Raw genomic sequence first — 20046 nt, forward strand, 5'->3', positions numbered from 1 at the left:
AGCCGGCCGCGCGGGCCGTTGAAGCGGTACGAAGCAAGGGCCCGGCCCCGTTTCCGAACGGGGCCGGGCCCTCGCGCGTGGCGGGGGGCGGCTCCGAGGTGGCCCCGGGGCGCGGCGGGCTCGGAGCGGAAGACGAGGCGGGGGCGGCCCCCGGGGCGGCGCGGCGCTGGCGTCAGGTGGCGCGGGGCTCAAGCGGCGCGGGCGCGCAGCCTGCGGAGCATGCGGGCGTCCTCGAAGCCCACGTCCCGCGCGGCGGCCTCCACCGTCGCGCCGTGGCTGATCAGGTGCGCGGCGCGCTCCAGGCGCAGCGTCTGCTGGTAGCGCAGCGGAGTCAGGCCGCCGGTGGCGCGGCCGAAGAGCCGGGTCAGGGTGCGTTGGCTGACGCCGGCGTGGTCGGCCAGCCGGGCGAGCGTCAGGGGCTCGGTGAAGCGGGCGTCGATGAGGTCCTGGACGCGGTGGACGGTGTCGTCCAGGTGCGCGCGGTGCCGCAGCATGGCGCTGGTCTGCGGTTCGTGGCCGTTGCGGCGGGCGTAGACGACCATGCCGCGCGCGACCCGGGCGGCCAGCGCCGGGCCGTGTCGTACGGAGAGCAGGTGCAGCGCCAGGTCGATGCCGCTGGCGATGCCCGCCGAGGTCACCACCCGGTCGTCGGAGGTGAACAGCACGTCGCGGACGACGGTGGCCCGCGGGTAGCGGGCGGCCAGCTCGTCCTGGTGCGCGTGGTGGGTGGTGCAGCGGCGGCCGTCCAGGAGGCCGGCTCGGCCCAGCGCCTCCGCCCCGGCGCACACGCTGGCCACGGTGCCCCCCGCGGCGTGGTGCGCGCGCATCCGCTCCAGGAGCGCGGGGCCGGGGCCCGGCCCCGCGCGCAGCGTGGTCGTCTGCCAGCCGGGGACCACGACGAGGTCGCCCGGCCCCAGCGTCGGCCACCGGGTCCCGGCGGTCAGCGGCAGCCCCTGGGCGCTGGGTACGTCTTCGTGTTCGGCCACGTAACTGAGCCGGTAGGGCTGCCCGCAGCTCACCGCCGTGCCGAAGACCTGGGCCGGCCCGGCGACGTCGAGCAGGTGGACCTGGGGCAGCAGGACGAAGACGACGTGGCTCACCCGGTCGATGATCCCTGTTCGGCGGCCAGCTCCGCCACCGTCGCGATGCGGGCGAACCGGTCCCGCAGGGCCACCTCGGTGCGCTCGATGATCTCCTCGGCGCTGAGACCGCCGAGCGGGTTGGTGGTGGTGGCGTCGGTGACGAGGACGGCCGCGTACCCCAGGTCGCTGGCGAGCCGGGTGGTGGTCTCCACGCACTGTTCGGTACGGATGCCGCACAGCCACATCTCGCCCACGCCCGCGCGGGTCAGCAGGTGCTGGAGGTTGGTGGTGGTGAAGGCGTTGTGCACCGTCTTGCGCAGCACGGGCTCGTCGGGCGCCGGCTCGTCCAACTCCGCGAGGAAGCGGACGTGTCCCGAGTCGGGGTCGAAGGGGGTGCCGCTGCCGGGCGCGGTGTGCAGCACCCACACCACGAGGTCGCCGCTCGCGCGGGCGAGCCGGACCAGTCGGTTGACCGGCTCGGCGATCTTCGGGTTGCCGATCCGCTCCCACGAGGGGAGGGCGCGGAAGGATTCCTGGACATCGATGACGATGAGTGCTCGCTTCATGCCACCCATGGTGGCCAGCGCGTACGGGCGGTCGACAGGCCCGATCCAGGCTGGCGGCGGACCGATCTGGTCAGCCCGCCGCCGGCCCCGGGCCGGGCGGCGGCGCGAACGGCCGCCCGGCCGGGCCGGGCGGCGTGGCTAGTGCGCGTGGTTCTCGAAGTCCCAGAACGGCCTGGCCCGCGAGCGGGCCGAGATGGTGTGCACGTGCTGGGAGCCGAGGGTGTCGGAGAGCGCGCTCAGCGCCGCCTCCTCCACCTTCTCGGCCTGCTGCCGGTCGCGCAGCACGCGCAGGTCGGCCGCGAGCGCCACCTGACACGAGAGCGCCAACGGGTGCTGGGAGCCCAGGACCTCGGCGGCCAGTTGGCTGGTCCTGCGACTCAGCTCGGCGGCGCCCTCCGGGTCGCCCATCAGGTTGCGGGTCGCGGTGGCGTTGAGGGCGACGCCCAGCGTCCACGGGTGCCGCTCGCCGACCGCGGCGGTCATGGTGACCAGCGCCTCCTCGACCAGCATCGCCGACGGCTGCCGCTCCCCCGCGGCCCGCAGCACCAGCGCGTGGTTGACGGAGCTGCCGACGGCGTACGGGTGGCGGGGGCCGAGCATCTCGCGGTAGCGGTTGAGCACCCCCTCGCCCAGCCGGCGGGCCAGGTCCAGGTCACCGTGTTCGCGCTGCATGCAGCCGTAGCTGGAGGCGGCCATCAGCGTGAGCGGGTCGGTGTCGCCCAGCACCCGCTCGCAGCGCTCCAACACGTCGCCGAGCAGGGTGATGCCACGGGTGCGGTCCCCCTGCCGGTACAGACACATCGCCAGGTTGTGCTCGGCGCGCAGCGTCTGCGGGTTGTCGGGACCCATCACGTCCCGGTGCACCTCGACGCTCGGCTCCTGGATGGAGATGGCCTCCTCGTAGCGGCCGAGCAGGCGCAGGTCCCAGGCGTAGTTGATCTCGGAGAACAGGGTCCAGTTGTGCCGGGGGCGCAAGTGCTCGCGGCGGGCCTCCAGGGCGCGCCGGTCCATCTCCAGAGCCTCCGTGTACCGGCCGAGCACGCGGTAGGAGACGGCGAGGTTGTTCAGCGCGCCCAGCGTGCGCGAGTCCTGTTCGCCGACGAGGTCGGTGTACTCGCGCAGCACCGACTGCTGGAGGTCGAGCGCCTCGTCGTAGCGGGCGAGCGCGCGCAGGTCGGCGGCGAGCCCGGTGACCGCGCGCAGCAGGTCGAGGTCGTGTTCGCCGCGCTCGGCGCGCAGGTGGTCGGCGGCGGCCCGGTCGAGCTGCTCGGCCTCGGCGTACCGGCCGACCGAGCGCAGCAGGTTGACGTGGTGGTACGCGAGGTCCCAGACGCGCGGGTGGGTGGGGCCGAGCAGCTCGTGCCACTTCGGGGTGACCCGCTCGGCGATCTGGAGGCCGGTGCGGTACTCGCCGCTCAGGAAGAGGTAGCGCAGGCAGTTGAGGACCAGGCGCTGCACGGCGCCGTGCGTGCTGACGTAGGAGCCGGACGCCTCCAGGTGCGGGACGAGTTCCGCGTACCGGGGCCACAGCCGGGTGTCGGTGGGGCGGCCCGGGTCGGAGTTGGCCAGCGCCCGGCGGGCGACCCGGGAGTACTCGGCGCGGTCCTCCTCGGGCATGCCGGCCCGCACGGTCTGGTGGACCATGCGGTGCAGGTGCAGCACCTCGGTGCCGGCGGTGGGCTCGTCGGTGCCGTCCTCGGGGTTCTCGGTGCGCACCACCGAGTACTGCACGAGCTTGCTGATCGAGGACGTCCAGCGCAGCGGGTCGTCCATCAGGCCGCGCAACTGCTCGGGCAGGTCGCGGGCCGGCAGCTCGCGCAGCAGCCCGAGCGGGACCGGGCCCGGGGCGAAGAAGGAGCACAGCCGCAGCAGGTCGACCGCCTCGGGCACGGACTCCCGCAGCCGGTTGAGCAGTATCGAGAAGGCGGTGTAGTACGTCATGGGGAAGTCGGCCGCGACCTTGAGGCCCACCTCGATGTCGGCGCCGGTGCGCAGCAGTTCGATGTACTCCTCGACCGGCATGGTCGAGTCGTTGAGCGAGCCGGCGGTCTGGTCGAGGGCGAGCGGCAGGTCGCCCAGCGCGTCGGCGAGCAGGTCGGCCTCGTGCGCGGAGATGCGTCGCGCGCGGCGGCGGACGAAGGCCACGCTCTCCTCGCGCTCGTAGACGGGGATCTCGACCAGGGACGTGTTGTGCTCGTCCCAGTCCCGGTTCTGCGAGGTGATCAACACGTGGCCGGGGCCGCTGGGCAGCAGGTCGGCGACGGTCTCCGGGTCGTCGGCGCCGTCCAGGACGAGCAGCCAGCGGCTGTAGGGGGTGCCGCGGCGCAGCGCGTCGTGCACGGCGCGCAGCCGCTCGCCGTACTCGGGGCCGGCGCTCAGGCCGAGCGCGGGGGCGAGTTCGGCCAGCCGTTGGCGCAGCGTGCCGCGCTGGTCGGCGGGGACCCACCAGACCATGTCGTACTCGGAGCCGAAGCGGTACACGTACTCGGCGGCGGTCTGGGTCTTGCCGACGCCGGACATGCCGAGCAGCGTGACCACCGCGGCGCTGGCCTCGGCGCCGTTGAGCTGGTGGTAGATCTCGCTCAGCGCGCCCTCGCGTCCGGTGAAGCGGATGTTGCGGCGCGGCACGCCGCCCCAGACGCGCGGCTGGTCACGGGGGAAGCGGGGGCCGGTGGGCTCGGCGGCGGTGGCCGGGGCCGCGCTGTAGGGGGTGCCGAGGCGGGCCAGGAGCCTGCGCTCGGCCTCGCGGGGGCCCGCGACGCCGAGTTCGGTGACGTTGAGGGCCGCGGTCGCGGTGGGCATGGCGGCGTCGGTGACGGTGACGGCCGCGAACCGGTCGGTGTTGGGCGCGACGACGGTGCGCAGCGCGTGGTTCCACTGGTCGTGGGTGCGCGGGCCGAGCCGGAAGTACCAGTCGCTCAGCAGGAGGAGGATCCGCCCCTCGGCGAGCATCAGGTCGCGCAGCGCGTCTTCGAGCGGCGTCTCGACCGGCGGGTCCCAGCGCTGGAAGGCGACCCGGTGGCCGTGGCGTTCGAGCCGGTCACCGATCCAGGCGGCCCAGGCGCGGTTGAAGCCGGCGTAGCTGATGGTGACGGGCTGCCGTTCGGCGGCAGCAGGGGACTTGCGCACTACGGCCATCCGACCGTCTCCCTCGTGTTGCTCCATGCGATCTGAACAGCGCCCGGGTCCATCCGACGACCCGTCAGCCACTGTGTGGGGAACATACACCCGCGTTTCACCCCTGGGCAGTTCATCGTGTGTGCTGCCTCCGCCAGGTGAGACGGGCCGTTTCCACGTAGGCCGCCGCACGCGCCAGGTACCTCGCCGGCGGGGGCGTGCCCTTCATCCTCGTGTGCAGCGCGACCAGCTCCTCGAGTAACACCCTGCCAGCCGAGGTGAGTTGGCGCGAGCCCGACAGGGTGGGCAGTATCGCCCCCACCTGCTCGCGGCAGCGCGCGTGCTCGGCCCAGGCCAGGTCGCGCAGTTCCGGGTCGACCGGGGCGAGCGCCACCCGCTGCCAGTAGTCGGCCAGCGCCAGATGGGCGTACGCCCCGTGCAACAGGCCGTCGAAGGGGCGGGCGTCGGGGCGCCAGGGGGCCCAGTAGCGACGCGGGGGGCCGGCGGTGTGCAGCGGGGTGAGGTCGCTGACGGCGGCCAGCTTGGCGTGGTGCAGCTCGTGCACCAGCGTCGCCGCCAGCGTGGCGGGCCCGCCGGGCGCGCTGGCCAGCACGGCGCCGAACGCCTCGCGGCGGGTGCCGCTGGAGTGCGCGGCGCCGTCGGCGCGCCGCGCGGCCCCGGGCGGCCGGGTCATGGGGATGACGCAGCTCAACAGGCCGGCGTCCACCAGGGGGCGCTGCCCGGTCAGGGTCAGCAGGGGCAGCGCGGCGCGCCAGGTCGCGTGCCACCGCTCGCGCTGGCCCACGGTGAGCGTGCCGAAGTCGAACAGGCCGTGCTGCCGGGCCTCGTCGTCCACCGCGCGGTAGGGGTCGGCGTCGTCGAGGAGTATGCGTACGGGGCCGTCCGCCAGCGCGTGCACCGGGCGCCAGCGCGGGTCGTCCGAGCGCCAGCCGCCGCGCCCGTCGGGCCGCAGCACGGCCGGCGCGATGCCGGCCCCGGACACGGTCAGCACGCCCTCCGCGCCCCGCACCCACACGGTGTTCCCGGCGGCGGCGTACGGGCCGGGGCGGGCTGGGTGTGGGGCGGGGCCCGCCCCGCGGCGACCGGCGGGCGGTGGCTCGCCGCGTGGCGGGGGCGCGCTCGGAGCGGCGGGGCGCACTCGCAGGGCGCCGAGCGCGGGCAGCGTGACCTGGCCCGCCCGGACGGCCAGGCGGGTACGGAAGGTACGTCCGCCGCGCGCCGCCGCGGCCACGGCGAACCCCCCGAGGTGGGCGAGGTCCGCGGCGACCGCCGGCTGCCCGGGACGGCCGGCGCCGGCCGGTGGTGGCGGCTGCTGCGCGGGCGACAGCGGTGGCGGTCCGGTCAGGCCGCGTACGCAGCGCTCGGCCCAGGGGCCGGCCAGCGGGTAGTACAGGGCCGCGCGGGCCGCTTCGGGGGCGGCGCGGTCGACGTCTTCGAGGAGTGTCCAGTGCTCGTGGGCGAGCGCGGCGGCGGCGGGCGGGAGCACGGTGGCCGGCGCCGTGCGCACGGCGTCCAGGAGCAGCCGCAACAGCAGCAGGCGGCGGGCGTGTTGGCCGTCGACGAGGGCGCCGAGGGTTCGCGCCCCGCCGTCGGCCCGGCCGAGTTCGCGGAGCATCCACGTGGGGACCGGCTCGTTCACGCGCCCGCCGCCTCGGTGACGCGGCCCGCGATGTGCTCGATCAGGTGACGCAGGTCCGCGCAGTACACGGACGGGTGACGGAAGCCGGCGCCGGCGCCGTACCGGTGCGCGTAGTGGCCGCCGCCACAGACCCGCACCACGGGGCAGCGCAGGCAGTCGGCGGCGAGCGCGGCGGCGCCGGCCTGCCGGGCGGCGACGCCGGGGTGGGCCAGCGCGTCGTCGAAGGAGTGCCGGAAGACGTCGAGGCCGGTGGCTGCGGCGCCCTCGTACACGGACTTCAGCGCGTCGCTCTGCTCGATGGCGCCGTCGGTCTCCACCACCGCCGCCGTGAACGGCTGGAGGCCGAGCGACTCGGTCGCGGCCGGCAGCCCGAGCAGCAGCGCCAGACACTCCTCGAACAGCCGCACCCGCACCCGGCGCCGGTCCGCGCGCCACCACTGGTCGAAGACGGCGGCCAGCCACCGCCCGTACGGGGCCGCGCGGGCGGCGGACGAGGGGGCGCGGCCAAGGCCCGCGGCGGTCAGCCCGGGTGGCGGGGCGCTCCAGTTGCCGTGCGGGAGCAGGAAGTCCAGCATCGGCGGTTCGAAGGCGAGCAGCGACGCGTACACCTCGGCCGGGTCGCCGGCCACGTCCACGACGCACAGCACGCCGGCGTACGCCTCCGGGTGCCCGGCCAGCAGGCGCAGGCCGCGCGTCGCGGCCGTCCAGGACGGGCGGCCTGCGTGGTCGACCCGCTCCCGGTTGTGCCGCTCCAGGCCGCCGTCCAGGCTCACTCCGACGCGGATGCCGGCGGCGCGCAGGGTGCGCAGGCCGGCCTCGGTGAGCAGGGTGCCGTTGGTCTGGATGACGGCGTGCACCGCGCAGCTTGCCGGCACGGCCGCGCGCACCTGTCCGACGGTGGCGGCCAGGGCGTCGGCCCCGGCGAGCAGCGGCTCACCGCCGTGCAGGACGAGGGAGATCTCGCGCAGGCTGTGCGCGCTGGCGTGTTCGGCGATGCGGTGGGCGACCCGCGCGCGCACGGCGTCGCTGGCGCCGGCCGGCCGGTGGCGCCAGCCGCCGTCCGGGCCCGCGTAGAGGTAGCAGTAGCGGCAGTTGAGGTTGCACCGGCCGTTGACCTTGAGGATGAACTGCCGGAAGGGAACCCGTGGCGCACCGACGGCAGCGGGCCCGGCGCGGGCGTCGGGGGCCGGTGCCGGGGCCCGGTCCGCGGAGTGGGCCTGGGCGGGAAGCCGGGCGGGGGCGCGCGGAGCGGGCACGGGGATGGCCGCTCGGTGTGGGGCCGTGGCGGCGGTCGATACGGGCCGCCGCTCCCCCGCCGCTCCCTCCACTGCTCCTCATCCCCCTCACCGTCCCGCTGGGCGCTCCGGCGCCACCCCACCGCCACCTCGACCACACACCGCGCCGCGCACCCGTACCGCACCGCGCACGGCCCGCGACGCACGCTGTACCAGGCCCCCTCGGCCGTCTCCCGGCCCCACCGGCGCCGCCTGAGCGGTGCCCCGACTCGGCCGCGCGCGCCGCCCGTTGGCCCGCGCGCGGTGGGCGCCGCCCCCGGCGATGCCCCTCTGTCCACTACCCCACACGGCCGGGCGGAAAGCATGCCCGGAGGCGACCGGGCGGCTCCGCGCGGCCCACCGCGCGGCGAACGCGCCTGGTCACAGGCGTACGCCGGAGCACGCGGCGGCGCCACGGAGCGCGGCCGGGCCCGGCTTGGGCGCCGGTCGCGGCCCGGTGCGCCCGGGCGCGGAAGGCGCACCGGCGCTCGGGTGCGTCGGGTGAGTGCGCCGGTCGGGCGCCCCCGCTGTGGCGGCGGTCAGCAGGCGCTGTTGAACGCCCACAGCATTTCCCGTGGTTGGGCCACCCGGTCGCGCAGCTCGCCGAGCACCTCGTCGAGGACGGGATGCTCCAGCGTGCGCAGGGTGGCCAGATCGAGGCCGAGAACGTCCGGCAGCGGCCCCGCCGACCCCTCGGCCCCGGCCCGGCCCGTCTCGCCCGTGTGCTGTGCGGTTGCCTCGTGTGCAGTGCTGTCCCGGCTCATGTCAGCCTCACCCTCCCCGCGTCACGGCCCACCGGGCATTCCCCGACGGGTGGTGCTGGAAACACCCGCGTCCGTGGCGGGGGCCGCTATCGGCCGCGAGCGAGGTCCGCCAGGCGCTCGGCCGTGCGCCGGCCCAGCGCGCCGCCACCGTCCGGGAGCGCGCGCCACCGCGCGAGGGCCGACTCGTACGCGGTGCGCGCGGCCCGGGGACGCTGGCCCGTCTCGTAGACGACGCCGCGCCAGTGGTGCGCCGTAGCCGCCAGCCGCGCCGCCTCGGGGTCGACGGGGGCGCCGTCCGCGCGGGCCGGGCCCTGGCCCGGGTCGTCCGCGCTCGCGGCCTCCGCCGCCCGCCGGTACGCGTCGGCCGCCTGGTCGAGCCGCTCCGCGCGTCGGGTGTGCCGGTAGGTGCTGCGGTGGGCCTCGCCCAACTGGAGCCAGCAGCGGGCGCGCAGCAGCGGGTCGTCGGCGCCGTGCGCGGCGAGCCCGAACAGGTACTCCGCCTCGCGCAGGTCCACCAGGTCCTCGGCCTCGCGGTAGCGGATGGCCAGGGCGCGCCCCAGCATCATCAGCCGCTCCGGCAACCGGGGGTCGCCGGCCGGGGTCTCCATGCGACAGTCCCGCAGCACCCGTACCGCCTCGAAGACGTGAGCGTCGCCACCGGGCCGCTCGGCGCGCTCGATGAGCACCGTGCCCCACTCGGCGATCAGGTCGCTGTAGCCGGCGCGATCGCGGGTGAGCAGCCGGCTCGCCTCGGCGAACCGCTCGGCCGCCGCGTCCAGTTCGGCGACGTCGCCGCGCCCGGCGCCGGCCGCCTCGTACCGCCGCACGCACAGCCGCGCGTCACGGGCCAGGACCTCCGCGCGCAGCGGCCGGTCCGAAGCCAGGGCCAGCGCCTCGGCCACCAGTGCGGCGGCCTGCTCCGGCCCCTCCTCGGCGACCAGCAGCGCGTCCACCACGTCGAGCGCGGCCCGGGCGAGCACCTCGGCCGTCGCGCCCTCGGCTTCGAGCCCGGCGCGCCCGAGGTCCAGCGAGGTCGCGGCCTGCCGGGCGTAGGTGCGGGCGCGCTCGCGGTCGGGGGCCGCGCCGGCCAGCCGCAGCAGCGCCCGGCCGCGCGCCAGGGACAGCCCGCTGGGCTGCGGCAAGTTGGCCGGCCACGCGTCGGCGAACGCCTCCAGCATGCCGACGCTCTCCTCAAGCAGTCCGCTGTCGCCGCCCAGTCGCCACTGCTCCTCCAGGACGCGCACCCGGTCCAGGGTGACCGCGAGCGCCTCGCCGGGGGCGAGCCCGACCGTGGCGCACACCGCGGTGAACTCGCGGTCCGCGCGGCGCAGCAGGTCGAGCGCCGCCCGTGGGTCGCCGGCGGCGTCACGGTCGCCGGCGCCGGCGTGCAGCACCCGGGCCAGCACCGTGCGGGCGCGCACCGAGCCCGGGTAGGAGGCGGCGGTCTGCGCGGCGTCCTGCGCCTCGCGCAGCAGGTCGGCGCCACCGCGCAGCCGCCACAGGCGCAGCAGGTCCTGCGCGAGGTCGCTCCACAGCTCGGGGTCGATGCCCTGGGCGAGGGCGCGCTGTTGGGCCGCGGCGCGGCGCAGCAACTGGACGGCGTCCACCAAACTCTGCACCAGGCCGTCGGCCTCGAAGCGCTCGATGAGCAGCGCCGCCCGGCGCACCGCCAGCGAGCGGGGCGCCTCCTCGCGGGCGAGCGAGACGCCCTGGGCCGGGGTGTCCGGCATGAAGCGTTCCAGGACGCGCGCGGCGACCTCGGCGAAGGGCTGCGCCGGCCGGGCCGGGCCCGCGCCGTCCGCGTCGTCGACGGTGGCGGGCGCGGCCCCCGGTGCCTGCCCGTCGACCGAGAGCTGGGCGATGGCGAGGGCGGGGAAGTTGGGCCCGCCCTTGCCGAACCGCTGCTCCACGTACTCCGAGCAGTGCTTGAGCACGAGGAGGGCCTCGTCCCGGCCGAGGGAGGCGAGGAGTTCGTCGTGCACGCCGTCGGCGAACTCGTACCAGCGCCCGTCGCCGCCCGGCTCCCGTTCGCGGCGCCGCAGCAGCCCGCCGAGCAGCACCTCGGAGAGTTCGGCGGGGCCGGAGTCCGGCAGCATCGTGCGCTGGACGAGTTGCATGACGGGCAGGAACAGCGGGGCGGCGGCCAGGTAGACGGCGAGTTGGCCGGCGCCGGGCGACGCGGTGGCGCGGAACCGGCTGACGAGCTGGGTCGGTGACAGCGGCCCGCGCGACCTGGCCGGCGCGGCGGGCGCCTGGTCGGCCCGTACCCAGCCGACGGCGGCCTCCACGGGACCGGCCCCGGTGCCGGTCAGCAGCCGGGCCCAGGCGCCGAGCGCGGCCGGCGCCGGGGGCAGTACGGGGACCGGCGCGGCGCCCGCGCGCCGCTGCTCCTCGCGGCCCAGGCCGTAGCCGGCGGCTCCGGCGTCGGGGACGAAGTGCAGCGGCGCCGAGGAGGTCGGGCCCTGGCCACGGACCAGGGCGCCGAAGGAGGCGGGCAGCCGGGTGCGGGCCCACAGGCGCTGGGGCAGGGGTTGCAGGACCGCGACCGGGGCGTGCCGCAGCAGCCGGTACGCCAGCCGGTGGGCGGCGCCGCTGCGCCACAGCGGGCCCGCGCAGTCGCTGACCAGGACGGTGACCAGGCGTCCGGTCGGGTCGGTGAGCTGGTCGGCGGAGCGCAGCGGGGCCGCGCCCGGGTCGAAGTGGCGGCTGACGGCGGGCGTGCCGTCGGGCCCGTCGTGCAGGTACTGCACCGCGACGTCCCGGAAGGCTCCCAACTGGCCGAATACCTGTTGGAGTTCGCGCAGCAGGCGTTGCCAGACGTACATGGATGACGAGGCGTCCATGAGGAGTTGGAGCGAGGCGTCGCCGCGCGAGACGGGGCGGAACACGGGCAGCACCAGGCCGCCGGCGCGGGCGCTGTGGTCGGCCGTGGCCCCCTCGTCCAGGGCGCGGCGCAGCGGGGGCGCGGCGGCGCGGTAGCGCTGGAGGGGGCGCAGGGCGCGCTGGAGCTCCAGGGGCCGGGGCAGGGCCGCGGCCTCGGGCACGCGGATGGGCACGCCACCGGTCGGGGGCTTGGCGCCGGCCGGCGGCGGTCCGGCCTGCCGGGGCGCGGTGCCGGGGTAGAGGGGGACGCGGCTGGGGCGCGGGGCGGCCCGGCCGGGCTCGGGGCGGCCCGCGTCCGACGCCGGCGCCTCGGCGGGGCCGGGGCCCGCGGGGTCGGGGCCGCCGGCCCTGGCCCCGCGACCGGTGTCGGCCGGGAGTGGCGCGGTCAGGGGGTCGGTGGCCTGCGTGGTGGACTGGGGCCCCTGGTCGGGCCGCGCGTAGCGGGCGAGCCAGAGCGCGTCGGCGAGTTCGCCGTGCGCCGGGTCCAGGCCGGCGCCGCGCAGCACCTCGATGAGGTCCGCGAGCGGGCTTGCTGCGGCGCGGCGGGGCCGCGGGGCCGAGTCCTGCATGACATCACCTGGGCCGGTCGAGGCGTTGGATGAGCATGTCGGCGAGCCGGTTGCGGGTGGGTGGGGCGGCGTGGTGGGTGAGGTAGATGGCGTTCAGGAGCTGGTCGGTGGCCAGGAGTTCGCTGCGCGAGCGCTCCAGGAAGCGCAGCACGAGATCGTCGCCGACGCGTGCCAACTCCTCGCCCAGGTGCGCGCGCACGACGGTGGCCAGGCGTTCGTGGTCGGGCTGGCCGAGTTCGAGGTGGATGCAGCGGCGCAGCAGCGGGGCGGGGAAGTCACGCTCGCCGTTGCTGGTGAGGACGACGAACGGGAAGGCCCGGCAGCGCACCCGGCCGTCCCTGATGGTGACCTTGGCGCCGTCGTCGGTGAGCACGTCCACCTCGGGCTCGCGCTCGGCCAGCCGCTGGAGTTCCGGTATCTCGAACTCGCCTTCCTCCAGGACGTTCAGCAGGTCGTTGGGGAGGTCGATGTCGCTCTTGTCCAGCTCGTCGACGAGCAGCACGCGCGGCCCGGCGGTCGGCAGCAGCGCGGTGCCGAGCGGGCCGAGCCGGATGTAGCTACCGATGCCGCCGGGCACGCTGACCGGGCCGGTGCCGGCCGCCCGGCTGCTGGCGGCGATCTGGGTGTCCTGGAGGCGGGCGATGGCGTCGTACCGGTAGAGCCCGTCGTCCACCAGCGTGCTGCGGCTGACGATGGGCCAGCGCAGCACGCGGCCCAGGCCCAGTTCGTACGCGACGGCGTGGGCGAGGGTGGACTTGCCGGTGCCGGGGCTGCCGGTGACCAGGAGGGGGCGGCGCAGGTACAGCGCCGCGTTGATGATCTCCAACTCCTCGCCGCTCGGCCGGTGCAGGGCGGCCATGTGGCGGTAGGCGCCGAGTCTGCGGGTGGAGGCGCTGTCGGTGCCGGGGCCCGGCTCGACCAGCGGGGCGCCGTCGAAGTCGCGCCAGGGCGGCGGTTTGGGCAGCGCGGAGATGCCGGGGTGCGGCTCCCCGGTGCCCCGGTAGATCAGCCACTCGCTCGGGGCGCCGCGGCCACCACCGCCGCCACCGGTCTCGGGCGGCTCGGCGGCGTCGGGGCCGGGGTCCGGGTTGCTGTCAGGCACAGTCACAGCTTGCTCCTCGTCGCTCGGTTGTCGATGGCGGGAGCGCCGACCTTGACTCGACGGTATCGCTGAAAGGCGTCGAGCGTGGCGGGGACGCCCAGGGCGGGGTGCGACCGGTCGTCATGGCGCCTCCAGCGGCTGGTCGGTCCCCGGCAGCGGGCGCGTGGGGTCGTCGTACAGGAGGGCGACGCCCTCGGCCCAGTACGCCTCGGGGACGCCGTCCTCCAGGTCGGCGCGCAGGTGCCAGACGGTGCTGGGCAGTCGGTCGGCCTGCCCCGCGTGGGCGACCGTACCGGTCGCGCCCCGGTGGAAGTCCGCGCACACCCCGTCGCGGCCCACCGGTGCGCGTCGCCACAGCACCACGTCGTGCCCGCCGTCCATCACCTGGCGTAGGGCGCCCGGGTCGGCGCCCGGGTCGGCGGACCGGCACAGCACCGGGAGCAGGAAGCTGTCCCAGGCCAGCAGCTCGGCGACGGTGGGCACCGGCTCGGGCCGCCCGCCGTCGCAGTCGAGCACGAAGGGGCGCATGGGCCCCACGTGCGCCCGCTTCCACCGGGACTGGCGCGGCGTACTCACCTCGCCGACCTCACCTCCCGGCTCCGCGTCGTACGCCCCAACGCCCCCGTCCATGCCCACCGGGCCCGCCGGCTCGCGGTCGGCACAGCGCACCACGACCGGCCGCACGCTCCCCAGCGGCCGGTCCTCCCGGGGCGGCACCCGCCACTGGTCGACGGGGAAGCCCAACAGGGCGTACGGCAGGGCGACTTGCAGCGTCACCGGCCGGTTCGGCTCGTCGCCGCGCCGGAAGGACTCGCCCAGCGCCGCGCGCAGCCGCTCGGGCGGCTCGTCCAGGCCCCGGATGCCGAAGTCCTCGTCCACCGAGACGAGTTCCCCCGACGGGCGCGCCACACACACCCGCCAGTCGTAACTGCCGCGCTCCCAGCCGCGCGGGATGATCTCCAGCAGGGTGTGCGAGCGCGCGACGGTCTCCGAGGTCACCGGCGCCCGGCCGGCCGCGTCCACCTCACGCGGGCGCGCGCCCGGCGCGTCGAAGGCGTGCGGGCCCGGCCGGGAGTGGGTGACCTCGGCGGACGCCGCGTCCCGGCGCAGCCGCAGCCGCGCGGCCCGCTCACCGCTGAGCGCGTTGCGGAAGGCGCGGGGCAACTCGGCGTCGGCGGCGGCCCGAGCCGCCCAGTCGCCCAGCGCGCGCTCGACCCCCGGCGCCGCGGGGTAGGGCCGGTCAGCGGTCGCCACGTGCACCGCGTAGCGCAGCAGCGCCTCCAGTTCGTTCCGGCCCTGCCGCAGGTCGTACAGGAGGCCGAGGCCGTCCCGCCAGCCGCGCGGCGCGGGCAGTCGCCCCTCGTAGGACTGCCCGCGCAGGCCGGTCACCAGCTCGTCCAGGCCACGGGCGCTGACCGGGGGCGGCAACTCGGCGATCAGGCCGAGGAGTTCGACCCGCTGGCCCGGGGTGAGCGCGCGGCTCGCGGTGGCCCGCAGCTCGCTGAGGCCGTCGGTCCAGGTGGCGCGGCCGACGTGGTCGTTGCGGTGCTGGTCCGCGTGGTAGCGGTCGTGCGCGTGCATCACGCGCTGGTAGAGGTCCTGGCGCTCGTCGAGCACCGGCCCGGCCGGGGACGGCAGTCGGCGGAGTTGGACGACGGAGATCGCCAGGCCGCCGTCCCGGCCGTTGCCCCGCCTGGCCTTGAGCACGCCGATGACCTCGCCCCGGTCGAGGTCCACCAGCGGGCCGCCGGAGCAGCCTTCGGGGATCTCGTCCTCGTTGCCGAGCTTGAGCCGGCCGTCGGTACCCAGCTCGCCCCTGATGGTGCAGCGCCCGCTGATGTCCTCGATCTCGCCGTCCTCCTCGGTGCAGCCGAAGAAGGCGACTTCCTTACGGGTGAAGACCTTCGCGGTGCGCTCGGAGAGCCAGACGCAGCCGTGCGGCGCGGGCTCCAGCATGCGGATCAGGGCCAGGTCGGGCGCGGGCCACAGGCCGCCGGCCGGGTTCGTCTCCGGCTGCGCCCACTCGACGACGCCGGGCACGGTGCGCCCGCCGAAGCTCAGCCCCACCTCGCGCCCGCCTCCCCTCCCGCGCATGGCCACGTGGGCGCAGGTGAGCACCCAGTTCGGGGCGATGAAGAAGCCGCTGCCCCAGGGCCGCGGAGCGGGCCCGTCCGGGGCATACCCGGGGCCCGGCGCGTGGATGCGTACCGTCGCCGCGGCGATGAGGGGGGCCAGGGTCTCGAAGGGGTCCACGTCGGCGTCGTGTGCGCCCCCGGTGCTCACCCTCCTCACCCGCCCGAGCCGAGGTCGGCCGGCGGCCCGCCCTCCCACGTCAGGGACACGGTGATCGCCCCCTTGGCCTCGCCGTCCGCGAGCAGCCCCACGACCTTGCCGGCGCGGCCGGTGAGTTCGATACCGAAGGACACCGTGACCTGGTCGGGCCGCGCCTCGCGCAGCGCGTCGGCGAGCGACCGCGAGACGCCGGTGATCAGCGCGTCCAGGCTCTCCATCCGCGCCAGCACCCGGTCGGCGATCCCGGTGTCCGCGTAGCTTCCCCGTGCGCCCCCCGTGAGCTCCTCCGCGCCTGAAATACGCGCCCATACCGGTGTGCCATCCGGTAGTTCGACACGGGTGATGTCTTCGCTCATCTCGCCCCCGCTCCCCAGCCGTTGGAAAAGGCTAGCCGGCTGGTGGGTGCGGCGCGAGGGGCCGGACGCACGGCATCCGGACGGGGGGCGGGCCCGGCTTCGGCGGGCGCCGGCGCGAGCCGGGCGCGGGGCCGGGAGCGGGCGCCGAGTGGGGACGGAGCGGGGGCGGGGCGACCGGGACGGGGCAGCCGGGGCGAGGGGGTCGTGGTCGGTCGCCGCGACCGGGGGGGCCGGGGCGGGCCGGCACGCGGGCGGTGCCGGGTGGGTCGGAAGCGCGGTGAGGGCGGGGGCGGCGGGAGGCCCGGGGCGGGGGGCGGGGCCGGGGGGTGGTGCGGGGCAGCGCCTATCCTGGAGGGTGACGGCCGGACCCGTGCCAGCGGGGTCGGCCGGGTCCCATCGCCCCCTTACGTCTCTTGCGGAGCACGCCTTGTACTTCACCGACCGCGGCATCGAGGAACTGGAGAAGCGGCGCGGCGAGGAGGAGGTCACCTTCGAGTGGCTCGCCGAGCGGCTGCGCGAGTTCGTCGACCTCAACCCGGACTTCGAGATCCCGGTGGAGCGGCTGGCGACCTGGTTGGCCCGGCTGGACGACGAGGACGACGAGTAGCCCCGGGTCCCTGGGTGGCCGTGACGGGCGGCCGCCTGGGACCATGGCTCGGTGAACTCAGGACTGCCCGCCGGGTGGACGATCGAGCGCGTGCGCGCTCTTTCCGGAGATCCAAGCGCCGTCTCGCTCTCCTCCGACCGGCTCGTAGTCGTTGAGGTTGAGGTCGCCGGTCAGAACGACTACGAGCCGCTCCGGCCTGACGTGACTCTCGCGTTCCACGAGTTGTGCCTCGCGAGGGTCGACGACGAATGGTTCATGGGGCAGCTCGAGGATGACGGCGCGGTGATCTGCTGGGCGTCCTACGGATCTGACCTGGCTGAGGCCATCCGCAGCCTCTGAACGACGCTTCGCGTCCTCGGCCACGTTCGGCGCACGGCCTGGCCGAGCCGCCGCGTACGCCTCGTAGGGCGCCCGGCGTACGCCCCGCGCTACGCGCGCCACCCTCCGGCGGGGCCCTGACAGCACTGTGGTCACATCCGTCACGAAGTTCGAACATCTCCCGCACAACCTTTCGACCCCCTCGGCCCGTCTTGGATGCGGGGCGCACGCCGGTGCGCCGATGAGACGCCGTGGGCGGCGCGCAGCGCGCAGCCGCCAGTGGGGGGACCGCAATGCCGCACGACCGAATACGCCGTACGTTCCGCACATCCCGTACATTCCGCACGTCGCGCACGTCCGTTCCGGCCCTGGGCGCCCTCGCGGCGGCGCTGGCCGCGGGCGTGCTCGTACCGCCGGCCACCGGCGCCGGCACGGCCGCCGCGGCCGCGCCGAAGACCGTGTGCTCCTCGAAGAAGGCGGGGCTCGCCGCCAAGCTGGCCAAGGACGTCGACGCGGCGCTGAAGGGCCGGCGTACGACCGCCGCGGTGGCGCTGAACGACCCGAGCACGGGTACGGTCTGCACGCTGCGCGCCGACCAGAAGTACGACTCGGCCAGCGTGGTGAAGGTGACCGTGCTCGGCACCCTCCTGTGGGACGCCCAGAAGTCCAAGCGTTCGCTCACGCAGCGCGAGACCAAGCTCGCCACCGCCATGATCACCAAGTCGGACAACGACGCCACCACCGCGCTGTGGAAGCAGCTCGGCGTCACCCGGGTGAAGAACTTCCTGCGCGCGGCCGGCATGACCAAGACGGTGCCGGGCAGCGGCGGCTACTGGGGGCTCACCCAGATCACGGCGCGCGACGAGCAGCGGCTGCTGCACCTGGTCATGACCAAGAACACGGTGCTCACCGACGCGTCGCGGGCCTACGTCCGCAAGCTGATGAACCAGGTGGTCGCCGCGCAGCGCTGGGGCACCCCCGCGGGCGCGCCGAGCGGTACCAGGATCCACGTGAAGAACGGCTGGCTCTCCCGCGCCACGCACGGCTGGCGGGTGCACAGCATCGGCGCGTTCAGCAAGGACGGCAAGGACTACACGATCACCGTCCTCAGTCATGACAACCGCACCATGCAGGACGGCGTGAACACCATTCAGGCGGTGGCCAAGGCCGTCCACAAGGACCTGCGCCCGAGCACGGCGGGCGCGCGGTACGCGCCGACCCTGACCCCGCAGGAGACGATCCCGCTGGTGCCGCGCTAACCGGCGCGAAGCCTGCTCCCCACCCCCGGCCGGGCCGGCCCCGGCCCGGCCGGCCCGGTCGGCCCGGTACGGCCCCGACGGCCCGGCCCGCGCAGCGTGACCCGGCCCGCGCGCACCCGGCCAGCGCGGGCCCGCGCGCCGCTACCCGTCGCGCGCCCCGCCCCGCACCAGACCGGCCGCGCCGTCCGCCGTCAGCAGCGCGCCCAGCAGGGCCCAGGCCGGTCGGCCCCGGCGCAGGCCCCAGGCCGCGAGCGGTAGGCCGACGGCGAGTTGGGCCGCGCACACCGCGCCGGCCCGTGGGCCGCGCGGCCAGGACCCGCGGGACCCGCCGTCCAGGTTGTCCAACTCGGCCCGTACGGCGTCCCGCCAGCCGCGCCAGACCAGGGTCTCGGCGCCGGGGGCGGCCTGCGCGGCGGCGCGCAGTCGGGGTTCGGGCGCCCCGGGGGTGAGCCCGGGCGGCAGCCGCAGGCCCGCCCGGGAGACCACCGCGACGAGCCCGATCAGCCGCCGCGTGGCCGCCGCGACGGGCTCCTCGTCCGCCCCGGCGTGCGCCGAGTCGGCCGCCGCGGGGTTCGGGCCGGCGTGCGCCGGCGCCGCCCCGGTCAGCTCGTCCATGGCGGCGCCGTCCAGGACCGGGTCGAGGCCGAGCCGGGAGACCAGGGCGCGGGCGGCCTCGGGGTCGCCGGTCGGGGTCCCGCCGACCGGCCAGACGAAGGTCAGCGGGCGCCGGAAGCCGGACGCGACCGTGAACCCGGCCCCCTCGGCGCCCCACCACACCCCGATCACCGGCCAGGGCTCGCCGGCGGCGACCGTGCGGGCCAGGTCGGCGAGGTCGGTCGAGTCGGCGACCACAGGTCGCCGCTCCACCCCGCGGCGCCCGGTGGCCCGGGCCACCGCCCCGGAACCGGCGGCGGAGACGACGCCCCGCCCGGCCCGGCTGAGCGCGGCGACCCCGGGCCCCACCCTCGGCCGGGACCGCGCCGAGGCCGGGTCGGCCCGCGCCGCGCCCGGTGCGGCGGCCGGCTCGTCGGGCTCGGCGGGCAGCAGCACGCTCCAGCCCGCGCCGGCCGGGGCGAGCAGCAGCGGCGTCGGCAGGAGGCTGGCCGATGGGCGTACGTCGTCGGGGTCGGCCCGGCACAGCAGCAGCGCGCCACTGACGGGCCGGGGCCGCGGTACGCCGGGGCGGGGGGCAGAGAAGTCAGGCATGGTCACCACGCTAGGAGGGTTCATCCGGAATCAGGCCACTCGCCCGCATATACCCCGGAACAGCCGGAGTCCTCCCCAGACCAGCTCCCCCTCTTATGCCCCGGACTCCCGAGTCAAGCCCGATGTGCCCGCATGCGTTAGGCCCGATACGCCCGTACGAACAGCTCCGCCGCCTCCTCGCACAGCGTCGCCGCCTCCTCCTCGGCCAGCGGCTGGGTCCCGTACGTCGAGGCGTGCAGCCCGCGCTGCACCAGCAGGGCCACCAGTTGTCGCGCGGCGCCGCTCGGGTCGGGGACGGCCAGTTCGCCGCTCTCGGTGCGCCGCCGCAGCAGGTCGGCGCCCGCGGTGACGAGCGACTCCGGCTCGCCGTGCGCGCAGGCCGGCCGCAGCGACGGATAGCGCCCGGCCTCGGCGATGATCAGCCGGCGCAGCGCGGAGGCCCGCTCGTCGAGCAGCACGGTCAGCACCTGCCGGCCGTAGGCGGCGAGCGCGGTACGGGCGTCCGCCGGGGCGGGCGGCACGCCCCCGGGCGCCGGCGTGGGCACCGGCGGCCCCTCGCCACCGGGCGACCCGCCCGGTGGCTCGACCCCGGCCAGCGCTCCGGCTCGCGACCCGGCGGGCGCGGTCGGTGACGGGGCCGCGAACCGGGTGGCGACCCGGTCGCGCTCGCCCTCGACCGCCGCGAGGAACAGGCGTTCCTTGCCGCCGAAGTGGTTGTAGATGGTCTGTTTGGAGACGCCCGCCTCCTCCGCGATGGCGTCCACGCTGGCGCGGTCGTACCCCTCGCGCAGGAAGATCTCCACCGCCGCCTGGAGGATGGCCTCCCGTTTGGCCGCCAGCCGACCGGCCGGCCGCCCGACCGCGCCGCCTCGGCGTTCCTCGCGTGGCCCGTGCACCCGTTGCGCGCTCACGCCCGTCCTCCCCCGTCCGCGCGGGCACCCTCGGCCCCCGCCCGCACGTCGTCGCGTACCGGAGCCCGCCACGCGACCAC

Annotated in this window: 14 protein-coding genes and 1 pseudogene; 3 read left to right on the forward strand and 12 right to left on the reverse strand. The window is 76.5% G+C overall.

Annotated elements, in window-relative coordinates; all coding sequences use genetic code 11:
- Positions 1–188: 188 nt before the first annotated feature.
- From OYE22_RS09515 to OYE22_RS09560, 10 genes and pseudogenes are all read right to left on the reverse strand, one after another.
- The gene (locus OYE22_RS09515) at positions 189–1100 is read right to left on the reverse strand and encodes a DJ-1/PfpI family protein (RefSeq protein ID WP_277320000.1); all 912 of its coding nucleotides are present in this window, start codon (positions 1098–1100) and stop codon (positions 189–191) included.
- Positions 1097–1648: an isochorismatase family protein gene (locus OYE22_RS09520; RefSeq protein ID WP_277320001.1), complete on the reverse strand. Its 552-nt coding sequence runs from the start codon at positions 1646–1648 to the stop codon at positions 1097–1099. The genes OYE22_RS09515 and OYE22_RS09520 overlap by 4 nt, the downstream gene beginning before the upstream one ends.
- A 138-nt stretch (positions 1649–1786) precedes the next feature.
- Entirely contained in the window at positions 1787–4786 is a 3000-nt protein-coding gene (gene fxsT / locus OYE22_RS09525; RefSeq protein WP_277320002.1) for an FxSxx-COOH system tetratricopeptide repeat protein, read from the reverse strand.
- A gap of 112 nt (positions 4787–4898) precedes the next feature.
- Positions 4899–6425, reverse strand: coding sequence for an HEXXH motif-containing putative peptide modification protein (locus OYE22_RS09530; protein ID WP_277320003.1), 1527 nt, complete (start codon positions 6423–6425; stop codon positions 4899–4901).
- Positions 6422–7549, reverse strand: a complete 1128-nt coding sequence (locus tag OYE22_RS09535) for an FxsB family cyclophane-forming radical SAM/SPASM peptide maturase (protein WP_277324064.1) — start codon at positions 7547–7549, stop codon at positions 6422–6424. The genes OYE22_RS09530 and OYE22_RS09535 overlap by 4 nt, the downstream gene beginning before the upstream one ends.
- 689 nt (positions 7550–8238) lie before the next feature.
- A complete protein-coding gene (gene fxsA, locus OYE22_RS09540; RefSeq protein ID WP_277320004.1) occupies positions 8239–8463 on the reverse strand; it encodes an FxSxx-COOH cyclophane-containing RiPP peptide in 225 nt (74 codons plus the stop codon).
- Positions 8464–8549: 86 nt separating this feature from the next.
- The gene (locus tag OYE22_RS09545) at positions 8550–11915 is read right to left on the reverse strand and encodes an SAV_2336 N-terminal domain-related protein (RefSeq protein ID WP_277320005.1); all 3366 of its coding nucleotides are present in this window, start codon (positions 11913–11915) and stop codon (positions 8550–8552) included.
- Between the two features lie 4 nt (positions 11916–11919).
- Entirely contained in the window at positions 11920–12924 is a 1005-nt protein-coding gene (locus OYE22_RS09550) for a MoxR family ATPase (RefSeq protein WP_222624650.1), read from the reverse strand.
- Between the two features lie 213 nt (positions 12925–13137).
- The gene (locus OYE22_RS09555) at positions 13138–15300 is read right to left on the reverse strand and encodes a trypsin-like peptidase domain-containing protein (protein ID WP_277320006.1); all 2163 of its coding nucleotides are present in this window, start codon (positions 15298–15300) and stop codon (positions 13138–13140) included.
- Between the two features lie 29 nt (positions 15301–15329).
- Positions 15330–15665 (reverse strand): annotated as a pseudogene (locus tag OYE22_RS09560) (CU044_2847 family protein); the annotation flags it as partial.
- A gap of 427 nt (positions 15666–16092) precedes the next feature.
- Here OYE22_RS09560 and OYE22_RS09565 point away from each other — a divergent pair.
- From OYE22_RS09565 to OYE22_RS09575, 3 genes are all read left to right on the forward strand, one after another.
- Positions 16093–16272: a DUF6104 family protein gene (locus OYE22_RS09565; RefSeq protein ID WP_176164035.1), complete on the forward strand. Its 180-nt coding sequence runs from the start codon at positions 16093–16095 to the stop codon at positions 16270–16272.
- A gap of 51 nt (positions 16273–16323) precedes the next feature.
- Positions 16324–16611, forward strand: a complete 288-nt coding sequence (locus tag OYE22_RS09570; RefSeq protein ID WP_277320007.1) for a hypothetical protein — start codon at positions 16324–16326, stop codon at positions 16609–16611.
- Positions 16612–16991: 380 nt separating this feature from the next.
- Complete coding sequence (locus OYE22_RS09575) at positions 16992–17849, forward strand: serine hydrolase (RefSeq protein ID WP_277324065.1); 858 nt, start codon at positions 16992–16994, stop codon at positions 17847–17849.
- A 141-nt stretch (positions 17850–17990) separates the two neighbouring features.
- Here the strand turns inward: OYE22_RS09575 and OYE22_RS09580 are convergent, their stop codons facing one another.
- Positions 17991–19055, reverse strand: coding sequence for a hypothetical protein (locus OYE22_RS09580; protein ID WP_277320008.1), 1065 nt, complete (start codon positions 19053–19055; stop codon positions 17991–17993).
- Between the two features lie 137 nt (positions 19056–19192).
- Positions 19193–19966, reverse strand: coding sequence for a TetR/AcrR family transcriptional regulator (locus OYE22_RS09585; protein ID WP_277320009.1), 774 nt, complete (start codon positions 19964–19966; stop codon positions 19193–19195).
- Positions 19967–20046 lie beyond the last annotated feature (80 nt).

Origin of the sequence: Streptomyces sp. 71268, from assembly GCF_029392895.1 — a bacterium.
In the GTDB taxonomy this organism is placed as follows: domain Bacteria; phylum Actinomycetota; class Actinomycetes; order Streptomycetales; family Streptomycetaceae; genus Streptomyces.